The following is a 15,348-nucleotide window of genomic DNA, read 5'->3' as shown; positions in this document are numbered from 1 at the left end:
TAAAAAGAGCATTTATTTGTTTTTTTTCGACACAGATTACACAGATTACACGGATTTTATTATTGGAAATAATTCATAATTTTTTAAAAAAACCATTTAGAAATTAAGATTCATTAAGGGTTTAATGAGACTTAATTTCTAAATGGTTTACAATTTTAATAAAAGTAGTTACTATCCAACAACTACCATTTAATAATAGCACTTGCCCAAGTAAAACCGCTACCAAAAGCCGCTAAAACTACCGTATCGCCTGACTTGATTTTACCTTGTTCCCAAGCCTCCGTCAAAGCAATTGGGATAGAGGCTGCGGTGGTATTACCGTATTTCATCACGTTATTATGGACTTGTTCGTCTTTCAATCCGAATTTCTTCTGAATGAATTGCGAAATTCTCAAATTCGCTTGATGTGGAATCAACATATCAATATCAGCCACTTGCAAATTATTGGCTTCCAAACCTTCATTAATCACCTCAGCAAAACGCACCACTGCATTTTTAAACACAAATTGGCCATTCATGTATGGGAAATAACTTTCATCGTCTGGGTTGTTGTCTTTCAAAATATCCGTTACCCATCGACCGCCCATTCCGGGTGCTTTCACAATCAATTCTTCGGCATGAAGCCCTTCTGAATGCAAATGCGTAGATAAAATTCCTTTAGTCAGATCTTCTTCGCGACTTAAAACCGCAGCTCCTGCTCCATCACCAAAAATTACCGATACCCCACGACCACGAGTCGTCATGTCCAAACCTGTGGATTGTACTTCGGAACCAATGACCAAAACGTTTTTATACATTCCCGTTTTGATGTATTGATCGGCCACAGACAAAGCATACACAAATCCCGAACATTGGTTTCTAACATCCAAAGCTCCAACAGTACGCAAACCCAAATCGCGTTGCACTAAAACACCCGGTCCTGGAAAATAATAATCGGGGCTTAAGGTGGCAAAAACGACAAAATCTATGTCTTCTTTGGCCAAACCGGAACGCTCAATCGCAATTTTTGCCGCTTTGACTCCCATAGAAGTAGTCGTGTCTTGACCTGGCACAATATGGCGACGTTCTTGAATCCCAGTTCTTTCTTGAATCCATTCGTCATTGGTATCCATAATTTTTGATAAATCATCGTTTGTAACGGTATTATCAGGAACATAAAATCCTAATCCTGTTATCTTTGAGTGGTACATACGTGTAGTAGTATATTAAATTTAAAGTTTTTATTTGATTTCAAAATCTAAAGTACTAAATAAATCGGATTTTAAAAGTATTATGCTGTTTTATTCAAAAATTCCAATCGTATCGATGCGCCCGAGGGAAGAAAAGTATCATTTTCAAAAAATAGAGTTTGAGAACCTGAGCTAGCTTCAACCAAGTAATACCCCCCTTTAAAATAGGATTGTTGTACAACACATTTTAATTTCCCTTTAGGGTCTAGCTTGAGTTGATGAGGATAAACCAAATGTAGTTTTCCATTCAATTCTAATTCATTAACTTCTCCAAAAAGTGAGGCAATGTATTTATTTTGAGGACTTCTATAAAGGTTTTGAGGAGCATCCTTAACAATGATTTTGCCATGCTGCATTACAATAGTTTCATCCGAAAAGGACAAGGCATCCGTACTATCGTGGGTGGCGATGATACAGGTAATTTTCTTTTTTTTTAAATACTGAAATACATTTCTGCGCAACGCATTTTTCCTGAATGCATCGATTTGGCTAAAAGGTTCGTCCAGCAATAAAATTTGGGGTTCTAAAGCCAAAACTCTAGCCAAAGCGACACGTTGTTGCTGACCGCCACTCAAATATTGAGCTTTGACTTTGGCAAACTCAGTCATTTCAACCATTTCAAGTAGTTCCTGCACACGGGCTTTCTTTTTGTCGCGATAGATATTCGAAAGGAACTTACCTACATTTTCTTCGACAGTAATATACGGCATCAAATCAAAATCTTGTGCCAAATATTTAATGTAATCTTCCCCCGGAATCAAATTGTATTTGGGTCCTAAAATAGGATTTCCGTTATAATTGATAGTTCCCGAATCCAAATCATACAAACCATAAATCAACTTCAACAAAGTACTTTTACCGCAACCGCTTTCGCCAATGACAGCAATATTCTGCCCTTGTTCCGCCACAAAACTAAGCCCATTAATAACGGCTTGGTCAATGTAGGTAAAGGTAATATCCTTGAGTTCGAGCATGGTTTGATTTAAAGAAGCCAAATTTACAATGTTTAATTGGAATCCAAGAAGGGTTGCGACAATTTGTCACATTTTTAAAAATGGTATTCTATTTGAAAACTAAATTTTCATCAATTTAAACTTAAAATTTATACACTATGACAACTGGAAAAATTAATGTTTCGGTAGAGAATATCTTCCCTTTAATCAAGAAATTTTTATACAGCGATCACGAAATTTTCTTGCGCGAATTGATTTCAAATGGAACAGATGCTACCCTAAAATTAAAACACTTAACAAGTATTGGCGAAGCCAAAGTAGAGTACGGTAATCCCATTATTGAAGTAAAAATTGACAAAGAAGGCAAAAAACTGCACATCATCGATCAAGGTTTAGGGATGACGGCTGACGAAGTAGAAAAATACATCAATCAAGTGGCTTTTTCTGGTGCAGAAGAATTCTTAGAAAAATACAAAGATTCGGCTAAAGATTCTGGAATTATTGGACACTTTGGTCTTGGATTCTACTCGGCTTTTATGGTGGCTGAAAAAGTGGAAATCATCACTAAATCATTCAAAGACGAACCAGCAGCGCATTGGACTTGCGACGGTAGTCCTGAATTCACTTTGGAACCAGCTGACAAAACCGATAGAGGTACCGAAATTATCCTACATATCGCCGAAGATTCTTTGGAGTTTTTAGAAGAATTCAAAATCAGAGAATTACTAAACCGTTACAATAAATTCATGCCGATTCCAATTAAATTTGGAACCAAAACAGAAACACTTCCGTTACCAGAAGGGGCTGCCGAAGACGCAAAACCAGAGACTATCGAAGTGGATAATATCATCAACAACCCAAATCCAGCTTGGACAAAACAACCAACTGATTTAACCGAGGAAGACTACAAAAAATTCTACCACGAGTTGTACCCAATGCAGTTTGAAGAACCGCTATTCAACATTCACTTGAATGTGGATTATCCATTCAACTTAACGGGGATTTTGTACTTCCCTAAATTAGGAGCTGATTTGCAAATTCAGAAAGATAAAATTCAGTTGTACCAAAACCAAGTGTTTGTGACGGATAATGTAGAAGGAATTGTACCGGAGTTCTTGACGATGTTAAAAGGAGTAATCGACTCACCAGACATTCCGTTGAACGTGTCACGTTCGGGCTTACAAGCAGATGCTGCGGTGAAGAAAATCTCGAATTATATTACCCGTAAAGTAGCCGATAAACTAAAAGCATTGTTCAATGACAATCGTGCCGATTTTGAGCAAAAATGGAACGACATCAAAATCGTTTTGGAATACGGAATGCTGTCTGAAGATAAATTCTATGAAAAAGCAGGGGCATTTGTTTTGTACCCAACGGTAGACGACAAGTACTTCACTTTGGACGAATTGAAAGAAAACCTAAAAGAAAAACAAACTGACAAGAACAATAAATTAGTCTTGTTGTACGCTAATAACAAAGAAGCACAACATTCGTACATCGAAATTGCCAAAGAAAAAGGATACGAAGTATTGTTGTTGGATTCGCCAATTATCTCACACCTGATCCAAAAATTAGAAGGCGACAATAGCGAGATTAGTTTTGTACGTGTTGATTCAGACCACATTGATAATTTAATCAAGAAAGAAGACACGGCGATTTCTAAATTGTCTGAAGAAGAACAAACGAGTTTAAAAACGGTAGTAGAAACGATTGTGCCAAAACAAAACTACACGGTGCAATTAGAAGCCTTAGACAGTCAAGCAGCACCATTCATTATTACGCAACCAGAGTTTATGCGCAGAATGAAAGAAATGAGTCAAACTGGCGGTGGGATGTTTGGCATGGGCAATATGCCAGAAATGTACAACTTAGTGGTAAACACCAACTCGGATTTGGCCACCACAATTTTGAACACCGAAGACAAAACCACTCAAGAAAGCTTGGTTAAACAAGCCTTAGACTTGGCTAAATTGTCTCAAAACTTATTAAAAGGAGAAGCTTTAACGGCTTTTGTGAAACGTAGTTTTGAGTTGATTAAATAAACTCAAAAAACAAGCACTTTGTAAAGCTACCCGAAAGGGTGGCTTTTTTTTGTCTAAAAGCATACTTCAAATTATAAGTTCAGTTAATGATTTGTAAGAAAAATTTATATCTTTGAAAAAAGCGAGACCAACTTTCGCTAATCTTGCCCAAATAGGAGGATACAAGTTTGAAAGTTTCACATATAGACGAGTTAGCACTAATGCCCTCGTACAGAGTAGACAACTTTAACAAATGACAATTTCAGAGAAAAAATTATGAAGAGATTTTTTTTAATCACATTGACAGTTATTACGTTTTCAACTTTCGGACAAGAAACTGGAACGTATCAAAGTGACAGTATTTACAAAGCAAATAGGGTTAAGGCGAGACTCTGGTATTCAGGGACAAATAAGCAATTGGGGATAACAACGTTTTATGATACAAATGGAAGACTTATTAAATACCAACTTGAACCTTTCATGAACGGAGCTCAACGGACAACTCACTACACTTACGACTCAAATGATCTACTTATTGCAATGGTTGACACGACAAAAAATGGTGAACCGAATAAAGAACAAATTGATAAATTGAAGAAAATGGGACTCGACCCAAATAAATTCATCAAAAAAGATAAAAATAGACCGACAGTAGAAGTTGCAAAATACGAGTTGACATATTCGGGTGTCCAATTGATAAAAATAACAAAATACAACCCAGACGGCTCACTTGACATTGTTGACAACATTGCGAACAACGGAAAAAGAAAAGTTCGGGACTGGTACAGAAATGGAACGCTAACAGAGCAAAGTACAACTGAGTACTTGACCGAGTTTCATAAAGAGAAATTTTACGGATGGGAAATTAGGGATGGGGAAATGAGTAAATGGGACTATACATTTAAATATGAGTTTGAGAATGGTCGTGTTAAAAGCTTTGTGAGGTTTGACGGAAAAAATGAAATGGAAACGACAAAGTACTTTTATGACGACAAGGGACTTTTGATTAAAGCTGAAGGGTATGTTCCAGAATTCTTTGAATACGTTTACTATTAAGAGCCTCTCGCTGGCGCGAGCATCTTGCCCCCACGCTGTCGCGAGCATCTTATTCGTGCCTTGAGTAACAATAAAAAACCCTGCTAGTGACTAGCAGGGTTTTGGTTTTAATTCCCAATAATTCCGGTTTCTTCTTTTTTATCCTTGTTCAATAAAATAGGGGTTTCTCTCGCTAATTTATTTTTTGTTGGAATCTTGTAATTGATACTAAATCCAAAACGTCTCGAATCCATTTTGTTACTCAACAACAGCGACGTGTTATAAGAGTTGAATACAAATCGGTTCGAGTTAAAAATATCATCCGCATTAATGGAGATAGACAGCTGATCTTTCAAGAACTTTTTAGACAAGGACAAATCCACCGTATTGTTGAACGGTTTATTGGCAATAAAATAATAGTAATTCCCTTTGGCAGTGATGTAGCTAAAATTGGTTACGAACTTAATTTTACTTGGCAATACTATTTGCGACATTACATTATACACCCAAAATCCTTTGGTTTCTATAGCTGGAATTTGATGCAACTGATAAGCCGCGTACACAAATAAAAAGTTCATCTCATCCGGATTCACATTCATTTTCATCGTTTCGGCTAGGCCTTTGGTAAACAACATATATGGAATAGGCATTCCGATATTGAAATTATGTACTTTCAATTCCGAAATATTCTCATTGGTATTGGTTACCACATTGGAATTCAAATTCACTCTCTGAATCACTTGATTCTTAGCCGAACTTACAGAATAGCCAATAAAAGCATAATCATACGCACTCAACTTCACTTCGTAGTTATCATAAATAGTTGGTTGCAAGTTAGGATTTCCTTGGTTGCTGATAGTGGGATTTTGATAACTCGTATTGTTTGGATTTAACGCAGAGGTACTTGGCAACGTAATTTTCTTATTGTAATTCACATTAAAGAACACCGATTTGTTAAAATTGTACTGCGCACTGGCATTTGGAAAAAAACGAAACTGTTTGAAAGGGGTTAAGTCTGTATTGTTGGCTTTTCCAGAAATGCTATAATCTTCGGCTCTACCTCCAAGAATAAAGCTCATACTTTTGAACTTGGTTTGCAATTCAAAATAACCGGCAGTAGTTTTTCTTTGGTAATCCAAATTAGTCACACCTCTGTTTTGCGTTTGAAAAGACAAGCCCTCATGCAAACTTCCAAAACTTATTTTTCCTTCGTCAGAAAAAGCAATCGGTTGCGAATAATCAAATTTGAAATTGTAGAATTTTTGGTCTGAGGAATTGTCCAAAACCGGTAAGGCAACACCTAAAGAGTTCAACACAAAATCATTTTGATTGCGATTAAAATTGAATTTAAAATCCAATTTTTTTGTCTTGTCCTCAAAACGTTTTTGATAGGTCGCTACCGCATCTTGACGCCATCCTTTAGAATTTGAAGCATCTTGAGTAGAAAAACCAGGTCCATTCGATTGTGTATCACTTCCATTATTGTTGTAATTCACATCGTAGTTCAACAACAAACGGTCTTTTTTCAAATCAAAAGTCACGGCTGATTTTATAAAATTAGTCCTATTGGTTCTATCTGAATCAGTCGTAGAAAGAAGTCGCGTCCCTCCTATGATATCATTAACAAAAGAACTCCACATGGCACTTTCTCTGTAGTTTTGTCCCATATTCAACTGCCATCCAAAGTATTTGTTTTTGGCATTAAGCAAAACACTGTTATTGACTCTCCATCTCAATTGGTCGTAAGTGGTTACGTTAGTGCTATTGGTATAGGTAGCACTCAAAAAGTTCTTCGCATTTTTATTGGTAATAATATTTAAAATAGCCCCTCCCGAAGTAGCTGGAAACTCAGCACCTGGTTGGGTAACAATCTCAATTCTTTCAATAGCATTCGCCGGCATTCCTTCTAGAAATCCGTTCAATTCATTAGAAGAAATATTCAAAGGTCTTCCATCCATATACACATCCAATTGTTTCCCTTGGTACATCATTCCTGCAATATCCGAAGCAATTAAACCTGGTAATTTTTTTAATCCTTCCAAAACAGATCCCGAACTCAAACTCGGCTGATTGGCAAAATCAAAAATAGTTCGGTCAGCGCGTTGCTCGACAGCTTTCTTGGTTTTAGTAATGGTAACCTCTCTAAGTTCTTGAGGTTTTTTAGAATTTTCTTGAGCCGAAAGCTGGAAAAAAGCACAAAATAATAAAGTGGGAAATAGAATTGTTTTCTTCATTTTTTATTATAAATAATTTTATACCTGTATTTAGTAGAAGTACAACTCTTTTTGTTACAGAAAAAAATTAAATCTAGCTTACTTTTTAAAAACTCACTAAAAACAAATAAACATCTCCTACTTACTATTGTTTTGTTCCAATAAAAAAGTCATCTTTTTAAGTTGTCTTAAAAAGATGACTACAATTTAGTTGTACTAATTCACTAAATTATTAAAAACAAAACATTAATTAAGTAATTACACATCCAAAGTATGGTAGAACCTGTTGGATTATTTTTAAAAAAGTGCTTTAATTTTTTTTCAAATTTGGCAAATAAAAATCATAAGTTTTTATTTATATTTATAATCATAATCATAAAATAAATTTATAAATTGCTTTCTAACCAATTATCTGTTTATTCACTTATTTATTACGAAAAGAATCCCGAACTTTACACCCTGATTTAACACCAATTGAACATGACTTTAGAGATAGGAACGCCAGCTTTACTTTTTTCAGCCACATCATTAATTCTTTTGGCTTACACCAACCGATTTTTAACTATTGCGAGTATCATTCGTGGACTAAAAAAAGTATATAAAGAGAAAGAAAATCGCATGATTTTATTAGAAATTAAAAATCTTAACCTACGTCTTACCTTGATTCGTTACATGCAAATGGCAGGAGTATTGTGTTTGTTTTTGTTCTGTTTTTGCCATGTTATTATTGTTCTTTGAAGAGCAAGCCATCAGCATTTATTTCTTCGGGCTAAGTTTGTTAAGTCTCTTAATTTCGTTGGGGTTGTCATTTTGGGAAATCAGCATTTCAGTTAATGCCTTGCGTTTGCATTTGAGTGATTTATCAGAAATGGATAAAAAACAAATTCATTCCTAATGACCAACAGTTCAAAACTAAAAGGGGTTTTCCTTATTGCGCTTGGAGCAACCAGTTATGGCATGTTAGCTACTTTTGTAAAAATGGCCTATGCCGAAGGTTTCACCACGCCCGAAGTAACGATTGCGCAATTTATATACGGAATTACCGGAATCCTACTCATCAATGCGTTTCAAAAAGCTCAAAATAAAAACCAAGCTACCAAAGCGACTCCAAAAACGATGGCACAGCTACTACTGGCAGGAACTTCGTTAGGTATGACCAGTGTTTTTTACTATTTAGCGGTCAAATACATTCCCGTTTCTATAGCTATTGTGCTATTGATGCAAACCGTTTGGATGGGCGTAGTTTTTGAAATGATTTTAGAAAAAAAAATACCTTCAGGAAAAAAAATAATTTCGATGGTAGTGGTACTACTAGGAACGGCTTTGGCAACGAATATAATCGAAAATCAAATGGTATTCGATTGGCGTGGTATTCTGCTTGGGCTATTGTCTGCCGCTTCATTTACCACAACGATGTTTACTGCTAATCGGGTAGGTATTGGAATTTCCTCAGCACAGCGTAGCTTGTACATGTTGTTAGGCGGCGCGGTAATTGTCTTCGGATTTGCCATAGCCAACCAAACTGGTGCTTTTCATTTTGAAATTTTTGCCAAATGGGGCATTGTCTTAGCACTTTTTGGGACTATTATTCCGCCCTTATTATTCAACGCAGGGTTTCCCTTGACTGGAATTGGATTAGGCAGCATTGTTTCGGCTTTAGAGCTGCCCGTTTCGGTATTAATGGCCTATTTTCTGCTCAATGAAAATGTACACGGACTACAATGGTTAGGTATTGGTTTAATCATACTAGCTATTGTTATTATGAATAGTAATGTTAAAAAATTAGATTAAATTGGAATCACTTTTTAATTCTGAACCGCTACTACTTAACTTACCAGACGCTGAAATCATCTATTATCCGCAGTTTTTTGACAAAGAACAAGCAGATACCATCTATACCGAATTACTCCAAGAAATAGCCTGGCAACAAGATAACATCACAGTATACGGTAAAACTCATCCGCAACCGCGTTTGACGGCTTTGTATGGCAATGAAGGAAAACCGTATTCGTATTCCAATATCACGATGAAGCCACACCCTTGGAATAGTCTTTTAAAAAAAATAAAATATTACATCGAAGCTACAACAGAATGCTCATTCACAACCGTCTTACTCAATCAATACCGAGATGGAAAAGACAGTAACGGCTGGCATGCCGATAACGAAAAAGAATTAGGCATTAATCCAACTATTGCATCGCTGAGTTTTGGTGCCGAAAGGGTTTTCCAGCTCAAACACAATACTATTGCTGATGCCAAAAAGAACATTATCTTAGAACACGGCAGTTTATTACTGATGAAAGGAAGTACCCAACATTTTTGGAAACACCAAATCCCAAAAACAGCCAAACCTATGGGTGCCCGAATCAATTTAACCTTCCGAACGATTAAATAATTGTGTATATTTGGGTTCAAATCAGTTCATTATGAATACAATTATTGATTATTTCTCAACGATTCCCTCGGCACATCGAAGTCTAATTTTAGTAGGTGGAATCACTATCTTTTGGCTAATTGAAAATGCCTTCCCGCTCTTTAATTTTAAATACCGTAGATGGCATCATGCAGGGATCAATATCTTTTTTACCCTAACTACTATTGTTGTTAATTTTTGTTTGGCTTTCATTTTGTTGCAAGTGGCAAATTGGACTGTTACGAATCACTTCGGAATTTTGAACTGGTTGCCCGAAATGCACATTGGCCTCTATGCACTATTAGGTTTACTTTTGCTCGATTTAATTGGCGCTTATTTAGTTCATTTTATTGAACATAAAGTTAAATTTTTATGGCGTTTTCACCTCATCCATCATACGGATACTTGGATTGATACTACTTCGGCTAACCGTCACCATCCTGGCGAAAGTGTCATCCGATTTGTATTCACAACCCTTGGCGTAGTATTGGTTGGAAGTCCGATGTGGATGGTGTTTTTATACCAAACCTTATCGGTTGTTGCCACCCAATTCAATCATGCTAATATTGCTTTACCTAAAAAAGTGGATTTATTGTTGAGTTATATCATTGTGTCGCCAGACATGCACAAAGTACACCATCATTATCTTATGCCTTATACAGACAGTAATTATGGTAATATTTTTTCTATCTGGGACCGATTATTTGGTACTTTTATGATTTTACCCAGAGAAGAAATTGTATATGGAGTTGACACCCACCTACAACCTGAGGTACATAATAACTTAAAAAAATTACTGCAAATACCCTTTCATAAAAAAAATAAAAACAGTTAAAAAAGTAATTCTTTTTTTTATTAATATTGAAACATTAACCTATTAACAAAAAACTAACAACCCTATTTGAATTATTTTCACGCGATGAAAAAGAGTAGCCGTAAAGAACTAAGCTGGGAAGAGACGGAAAAATTGATGACTTTAGCCCTAGAAGAACGAAACCCTTTTGAAATTATAAAAAAAGAATTTGGTCTAGCCGAAAAAGAGGTTTTAGAAATTATGAAAAAGAAAATGCCTGCCGAAAAATTCGAAATGTGGAAAAAGAAAGCAGTAGCCAGCAAACCAAAACCAAAACCTGTTAAAATTGATGATTTTGACGAAGATTTGGACAGTAAATATTATATCAAAAATAAATTTGATTAACGAATCAACTCCTGATCCCAGGAGTTTTTTTATTCAGTAACAAAGCTATAAACACATGAAAAAAACCACATTACTTTTATTCTTATTATTTTCTGCAACTGGAATTGCACAAAAAACAGCTTTGTTTACTAAAGATACCCTAAGTGTCAATTCCTTATTAAAAGGAACACTATATACTCCTTTGAAGCAAAACAAAAAAAACAATCTAGTTATTTTAATTGCAGGTTCAGGTCCTACAGATAGAAACGGAAATCAAAAAGGAATGACTAACAATTCCTTACAATTGCTAGCCGAAGCATTAGCCAATAATAACATTGCCGTATATAGCTATGACAAACGGATTTTCGCTCAAATGGCAGCTGGCAATCTAGACGAAGCTAGTTTGTCTTTCGATACTTTTATAGACGATGCCAAGACGGTACTGCTGCATTTCAAAAAACAAAAAAAGTACCACACCATTACTATTGCTGGACATAGTGAAGGAGCTTTGATTGGTTTGGTAGCTGCCAATGGCAATGCCGATGCCTATATCTCAATTGCCGGAGCAGGACGTTCAATCGACGAGGTACTTTTAGAACAAATCGAAAAACAGGCTCCTTTTCTAAAAGAAGAAGTAGAAAAAAACTTGGCCACTTTAAAAAGCGGAAACACCTTCGAATTGAAAAACCCAATGCTCGCATCCCTATTCAGGTCAAGTGTACAACCCTATATAATTTCATGGATTAAATACAACCCACAAACAGAAATTAAAAAACTGCACATCCCAACTTTAATCATTAATGGAGACAAAGACATTCAAATAAATGTGAACGAAGCCCAATTATTGCACCAAGCAAAATCAGATGCCCAGCTCAAAATTATCCCTAATATGAATCATATTTTTAAAGAAATTAAAGGAGACGATACTGTAAATAAAGCATCTTACACGAACCCTGATTTACCAGTAATACAAGAATTACCATCTGTAATTACTACTTTTATCCAATCGTTATAAAATGTAACATTTTTTATAAAGAGAATACTAATAACCCAATCTAAATAATTCAAAATGAAAAAATCAATTATTGCACTTGCTCTAGTAGCATTTCTTTGGAACAGCAACGCTGTTAACGCACAAAAAAAAGCAATACCTTCTCAAGATATTAAAGTAGGTATCGACCTCATCGATGTAAAAGACGACAAGGTAAAAGTAACTGTTCAAGCACCCAAAATATCAGTAGATAAAATCACTTACAGTATCCCAAAAATTGTTCCTGGAACGTACTCTGAAGACAATTATGGAAAATATGTAGAAGATTTTAAAGCCTTTGACACAAAAGGAACTGTATTAACCGTTACCAAAACAGACGACAATACGTGGTCAATTTCGAATGCAAAAAATCTAGCTAAAATCACCTATTTAGTGAACGATACTTTTGATACTGAAAAAGGAGGAGGTTTTGGAACCGATATCTTTTCTCCAGCGGGTACCAATATTGACGCTGGAACTAACTTTATGCTAAATACTCACGGGTTTGTAGGCTATTTCCAAGACAAAAAAGACATTCCATACCAAGTGACCATCACACACCCTGAAACACTCTGGGGAGCAACCTCCATGATTGACACTGATGCTAGCAAAACCAAAGATGTATTCAACACACCGCGCTATGCAGAATTAGTAGAAAATCCAATTATGTATGCTAAACCTGACTACACTAGTTTCAATGTAAACGGAATGGACATTCAAATTGCAGTCTACTCACCTTCAGGAAAAGTAACTGCCGAAAGTATTACTCCTGAAATGAAAAAGATGATGATCGCTCAAAAAACGTTTTTGGGCAATATCAATTCAACTAAAAAATACAGTGTTTTACTTTACCTGTCTTCAATGAAAGATACTGATGCCAAAGGATTTGGCGCTTTGGAACACCCTACTGCAACAACTGTTGTTTTGCCAGAAATGATGCCGTTAGAAGAATTACAAAAATCTATGAAAGATGTTGTATCTCACGAATTCTTCCATATTGTAACCCCTTTAACTATTCATTCTAACGAAATTCAATTCTTTGATTATAATGCGCCTAAAATGTCACAACATTTATGGATGTATGAAGGAGTAACCGAATACTTTGCCAATTTGTTCCAAATCAATCAAGGTTTAATTGACGAAGCCGAATTCTATACGCGTATGGCAGAAAAAATAGAACAAGCCAAAACACTTGACGATACCATGCCTTTCACTATCATGAGTGCTAATGTATTGAAAAGCCCATACAAAGAGCAATATTTGAATGTATATCAAAAAGGTGCATTGATTGGTATGTGTATTGATATTATTATCCGTGAAAAAAGCAATGGAGAAAAAGGTATTCTCAACCTAATGCAACAATTATCAAAAGAATATGGCGTACACAAAGCTTTTAACGACAACGAATTGTTTGCTAAAATTACTTCGCTAACCTATCCTGAGGTAGGGAATTTTTTAAGTACCTATGTGTCGGGTTCAACGCCAATTCCATATGATGTTTTCTTGGCTAAAGTAGGTGTAAGTAAATCAAAAGATAAAAAACCAGGAAACGTATTCTTGAAAGGACAAACGCCTTACATTACTGTCGATAAAGCTACTAAAGAAATTGTAGTAAGACCCAATACCGATTTAATTGATTTCTACAAAAACTTAGATTTGAGAGCCAACGATATAATTATAGCTATTAATGATAAAGCATACAATCTAGACAACATCTACGATATGATTGGCGAAAGCGAAAATTGGAAAGAAAACGATGCGATTACCATCAAAATTAAAAGAGAGGGCAAAGAACAAGTACTCACCGGAAAAGTAAGTTTGCCTTACGAAGAAACCGAAGGTTTACAAGCAACTGATAGTACTAAAACTAACTTGAAAAACGCTTGGTTAAAAGGTTAAAAATTAAATTCATTTTATTTTTCCCAATCTAGAAATAGATTGGGATTTTTTTTCCAATTCAAATTCAGCTTTACAACAATTTTCATTACTTTGCGCCAAAATAAAACGACAATGAAAAAATTAAGTATCGCTTTCGTAACATCAGTACTATTATTCGCTTGTTCCGAGAAAAAATTAGAAAACAACCTACACCTTACTGGAAATATTAAAGGATTAAAAAAAGGAACATTATACGTTCAAAGAATACAAAATGATTCTTTAGTGGCTTTAGATACTATAGGTATCGACGGAAATTCTACCTTTGAAACCAATATAGAATTAAAATCTCCTGAAATGCTATACTTATTCCTTGATAGAGGGGTAAGTAATTCATTAGATAATAATTTATTATTTTTTGCTGAACCCGGAGAGGTAAACATCGAAACAACTCTTGAAAACTATATTGCAGATGCTAAGGTTTCAGGATCTAAAAATCAAGATCTATATTATGAATACAAAAAAGTAGATCGCCGTTTTCAAGAGGAGAGCTTAGATTTGATTGAAAAAAAATTCAAAGCAATGAAAAGCAAAAACAACTTAGAAATAGCCAACATCAGTGCAAAACAAGAATCAAACATAAAAAGAAAATACTTGTATGCTACTAACTTTGCCATCAACAATAAAGACCACGAAATAGCACCATATATTGCACTTTCTGAAATTTACGACATCAACATTAAATTCTTGGATACCATCCAAAAATCAATGTCTCCTAAAGTAGCTCAATCCCTTTATGGTAAAAAACTAACAGAATATCTTGCTTCATTAAAAAAGAAGCAACAATAAAATAAGAAACAAAACCTAATAAAAAATAAAACCGTCAAACAGATATGTTGTGACGGTTTTTTTTATAAAAAAAACCATAACTTTCGTTATGGTTTTTTGAGCCGATAGAGGGACTCGAACCCACGACCTGCTGATTACAAATCAGCTGCTCTAGCCAGCTGAGCTACACCGGCAACTTTACGGGTGCAAATATAATTCTGAATTTCATTTTTCCAAAATAAATCGGCACTTTTTTAGCTTTTTTTTGAACTATAATTCGTTGATTTTAGCAATCAATTGATTAGCAGTTTGTTCCAACTCTACGTTGATTTGTTTGAAGTGTGCTTTTTTATTTTCAACATTTTTTGCATTTACTTTTGCAATCAAAGTATCAAAAGCTGTAATCGCTTCATCAATTAAAGCATTCGTTTCTGGTGTTGGGGCTCCTGAAGTAGAAACTTCAAATAAATAAACTGCTTCAATAATATCTCCTAAAACGTAGTTGATGTCTTTCTTTAAATTTTTAACGTTTGCCATTTTTATGTAATTTTAATTTGCGTGTGCAAAAATACGC

General features: G+C 35.2%; 13 protein-coding genes, 1 tRNA gene and 1 pseudogene. 10 read left to right on the top strand and 5 right to left on the bottom strand.

Features of this window, described 5'->3' with window-relative positions; translation table 11 throughout:
• Positions 1-182 precede the first annotated feature (182 nt).
• Entirely contained in the window at positions 183-1,190 is a 1,008-nt protein-coding gene (locus tag MG292_RS05880; RefSeq protein WP_264533646.1) for a 3-oxoacyl-ACP synthase III family protein, read from the bottom strand.
• An 80-nt stretch (positions 1,191-1,270) separates the two neighbouring features.
• Positions 1,271-2,203, bottom strand: coding sequence for an ABC transporter ATP-binding protein (locus MG292_RS05875; RefSeq protein WP_264533647.1), 933 nt, complete (start codon positions 2,201-2,203; stop codon positions 1,271-1,273).
• A gap of 137 nt (positions 2,204-2,340) precedes the next feature.
• Here MG292_RS05875 and htpG point away from each other — a divergent pair, with 137 nt between their 5' ends.
• Together htpG and MG292_RS05865 are read left to right on the top strand one after the other, a co-directional pair.
• Positions 2,341-4,224, top strand: coding sequence for a molecular chaperone HtpG (gene htpG, locus MG292_RS05870; RefSeq protein WP_264533648.1), 1,884 nt, complete (start codon positions 2,341-2,343; stop codon positions 4,222-4,224).
• Between the two features lie 255 nt (positions 4,225-4,479).
• The gene (locus MG292_RS05865) at positions 4,480-5,259 is read left to right on the top strand and encodes a hypothetical protein (RefSeq protein ID WP_264533649.1); all 780 of its coding nucleotides are present in this window, start codon (positions 4,480-4,482) and stop codon (positions 5,257-5,259) included.
• A gap of 107 nt (positions 5,260-5,366) precedes the next feature.
• Here the strand turns inward: MG292_RS05865 and MG292_RS05860 are convergent, their stop codons facing one another.
• The gene (locus MG292_RS05860) at positions 5,367-7,472 is read right to left on the bottom strand and encodes a TonB-dependent receptor domain-containing protein (protein ID WP_264533650.1); all 2,106 of its coding nucleotides are present in this window, start codon (positions 7,470-7,472) and stop codon (positions 5,367-5,369) included.
• A gap of 459 nt (positions 7,473-7,931) precedes the next feature.
• Between MG292_RS05860 and MG292_RS05855 the strand changes: the two are divergent.
• The 8 genes and pseudogenes from MG292_RS05855 to MG292_RS05820 all read left to right on the top strand — a co-directional run bounded on the left by MG292_RS05855 (position 7,932) and on the right by MG292_RS05820 (position 14,795).
• Positions 7,932-8,346: pseudogene (locus tag MG292_RS05855) on the top strand (DUF2721 domain-containing protein).
• On the top strand, positions 8,346-9,242 hold the full coding sequence (locus MG292_RS05850; RefSeq protein WP_264533652.1) for an EamA family transporter: 897 nt from the start codon (positions 8,346-8,348) through the stop codon (positions 9,240-9,242). Before MG292_RS05855 ends, MG292_RS05850 begins: the two are co-directional and overlap by 1 nt.
• 1 nt (position 9,243) lies before the next feature.
• The gene (locus MG292_RS05845) at positions 9,244-9,846 is read left to right on the top strand and encodes an alpha-ketoglutarate-dependent dioxygenase AlkB family protein (protein WP_264533653.1); all 603 of its coding nucleotides are present in this window, start codon (positions 9,244-9,246) and stop codon (positions 9,844-9,846) included.
• Positions 9,847-9,877: 31 nt separating this feature from the next.
• On the top strand, positions 9,878-10,699 hold the full coding sequence (locus tag MG292_RS05840) for a sterol desaturase family protein (protein ID WP_264533654.1): 822 nt from the start codon (positions 9,878-9,880) through the stop codon (positions 10,697-10,699).
• An 84-nt stretch (positions 10,700-10,783) separates the two neighbouring features.
• The gene (locus MG292_RS05835) at positions 10,784-11,062 is read left to right on the top strand and encodes a DUF2805 domain-containing protein (protein WP_264533655.1); all 279 of its coding nucleotides are present in this window, start codon (positions 10,784-10,786) and stop codon (positions 11,060-11,062) included.
• A gap of 55 nt (positions 11,063-11,117) precedes the next feature.
• Positions 11,118-12,056: an alpha/beta hydrolase gene (locus MG292_RS05830; RefSeq protein WP_264533656.1), complete on the top strand. Its 939-nt coding sequence runs from the start codon at positions 11,118-11,120 to the stop codon at positions 12,054-12,056.
• Positions 12,057-12,110: 54 nt separating this feature from the next.
• Positions 12,111-13,970: a M61 family metallopeptidase gene (locus MG292_RS05825; protein ID WP_264533657.1), complete on the top strand. Its 1,860-nt coding sequence runs from the start codon at positions 12,111-12,113 to the stop codon at positions 13,968-13,970.
• A gap of 111 nt (positions 13,971-14,081) precedes the next feature.
• Entirely contained in the window at positions 14,082-14,795 is a 714-nt protein-coding gene (locus tag MG292_RS05820; protein WP_264533658.1) for a DUF4369 domain-containing protein, read from the top strand.
• A 99-nt stretch (positions 14,796-14,894) separates the two neighbouring features.
• On the opposite strand, the gene MG292_RS05815 is transcribed toward MG292_RS05820, so the two are convergent.
• A tRNA-Thr gene (locus MG292_RS05815) sits at positions 14,895-14,968 on the bottom strand.
• A gap of 76 nt (positions 14,969-15,044) precedes the next feature.
• On the bottom strand, positions 15,045-15,311 hold the full coding sequence (locus MG292_RS05810) for a hypothetical protein (protein WP_264533659.1): 267 nt from the start codon (positions 15,309-15,311) through the stop codon (positions 15,045-15,047).
• Between the last annotated feature and the right edge of the window lie 37 nt (positions 15,312-15,348).

Source organism: Flavobacterium keumense (assembly GCF_029866485.1).
GTDB classification, from domain to species: Bacteria; Bacteroidota; Bacteroidia; order Flavobacteriales; family Flavobacteriaceae; genus Flavobacterium; species Flavobacterium keumense.
This window is presented reverse-complemented; position numbering and strand designations above follow the sequence as displayed.

Excerpts from the sequence above, each read along its gene's own strand:
- MG292_RS05820 (WP_264533658.1), top strand. The coding sequence starts at position 14,082 with ATGAAAAAATTAAGTATCGCTTTCGTAACATCAGTACTATTATTCGCT.
- MG292_RS05850 (WP_264533652.1), top strand. The coding sequence starts at position 8,346 with ATGACCAACAGTTCAAAACTAAAAGGGGTTTTCCTTATTGCGCTTGGA.
- MG292_RS05810 (WP_264533659.1), bottom strand. The coding sequence starts at position 15,311 with ATGGCAAACGTTAAAAATTTAAAGAAAGACATCAACTACGTTTTAGGA.
- MG292_RS05875 (WP_264533647.1), bottom strand. The coding sequence starts at position 2,203 with ATGCTCGAACTCAAGGATATTACCTTTACCTACATTGACCAAGCCGTT.
- MG292_RS05825 (WP_264533657.1), top strand. The coding sequence starts at position 12,111 with ATGAAAAAATCAATTATTGCACTTGCTCTAGTAGCATTTCTTTGGAAC.
- MG292_RS05880 (WP_264533646.1), bottom strand. The coding sequence starts at position 1,190 with ATGTACCACTCAAAGATAACAGGATTAGGATTTTATGTTCCTGATAAT.
- MG292_RS05835 (WP_264533655.1), top strand. The coding sequence starts at position 10,784 with ATGAAAAAGAGTAGCCGTAAAGAACTAAGCTGGGAAGAGACGGAAAAA.
- htpG (WP_264533648.1), top strand. The coding sequence starts at position 2,341 with ATGACAACTGGAAAAATTAATGTTTCGGTAGAGAATATCTTCCCTTTA.
- MG292_RS05865 (WP_264533649.1), top strand. The coding sequence starts at position 4,480 with ATGAAGAGATTTTTTTTAATCACATTGACAGTTATTACGTTTTCAACT.
- MG292_RS05830 (WP_264533656.1), top strand. The coding sequence starts at position 11,118 with ATGAAAAAAACCACATTACTTTTATTCTTATTATTTTCTGCAACTGGA.
- MG292_RS05860 (WP_264533650.1), bottom strand. The coding sequence starts at position 7,472 with ATGAAGAAAACAATTCTATTTCCCACTTTATTATTTTGTGCTTTTTTC.
- MG292_RS05840 (WP_264533654.1), top strand. The coding sequence starts at position 9,878 with ATGAATACAATTATTGATTATTTCTCAACGATTCCCTCGGCACATCGA.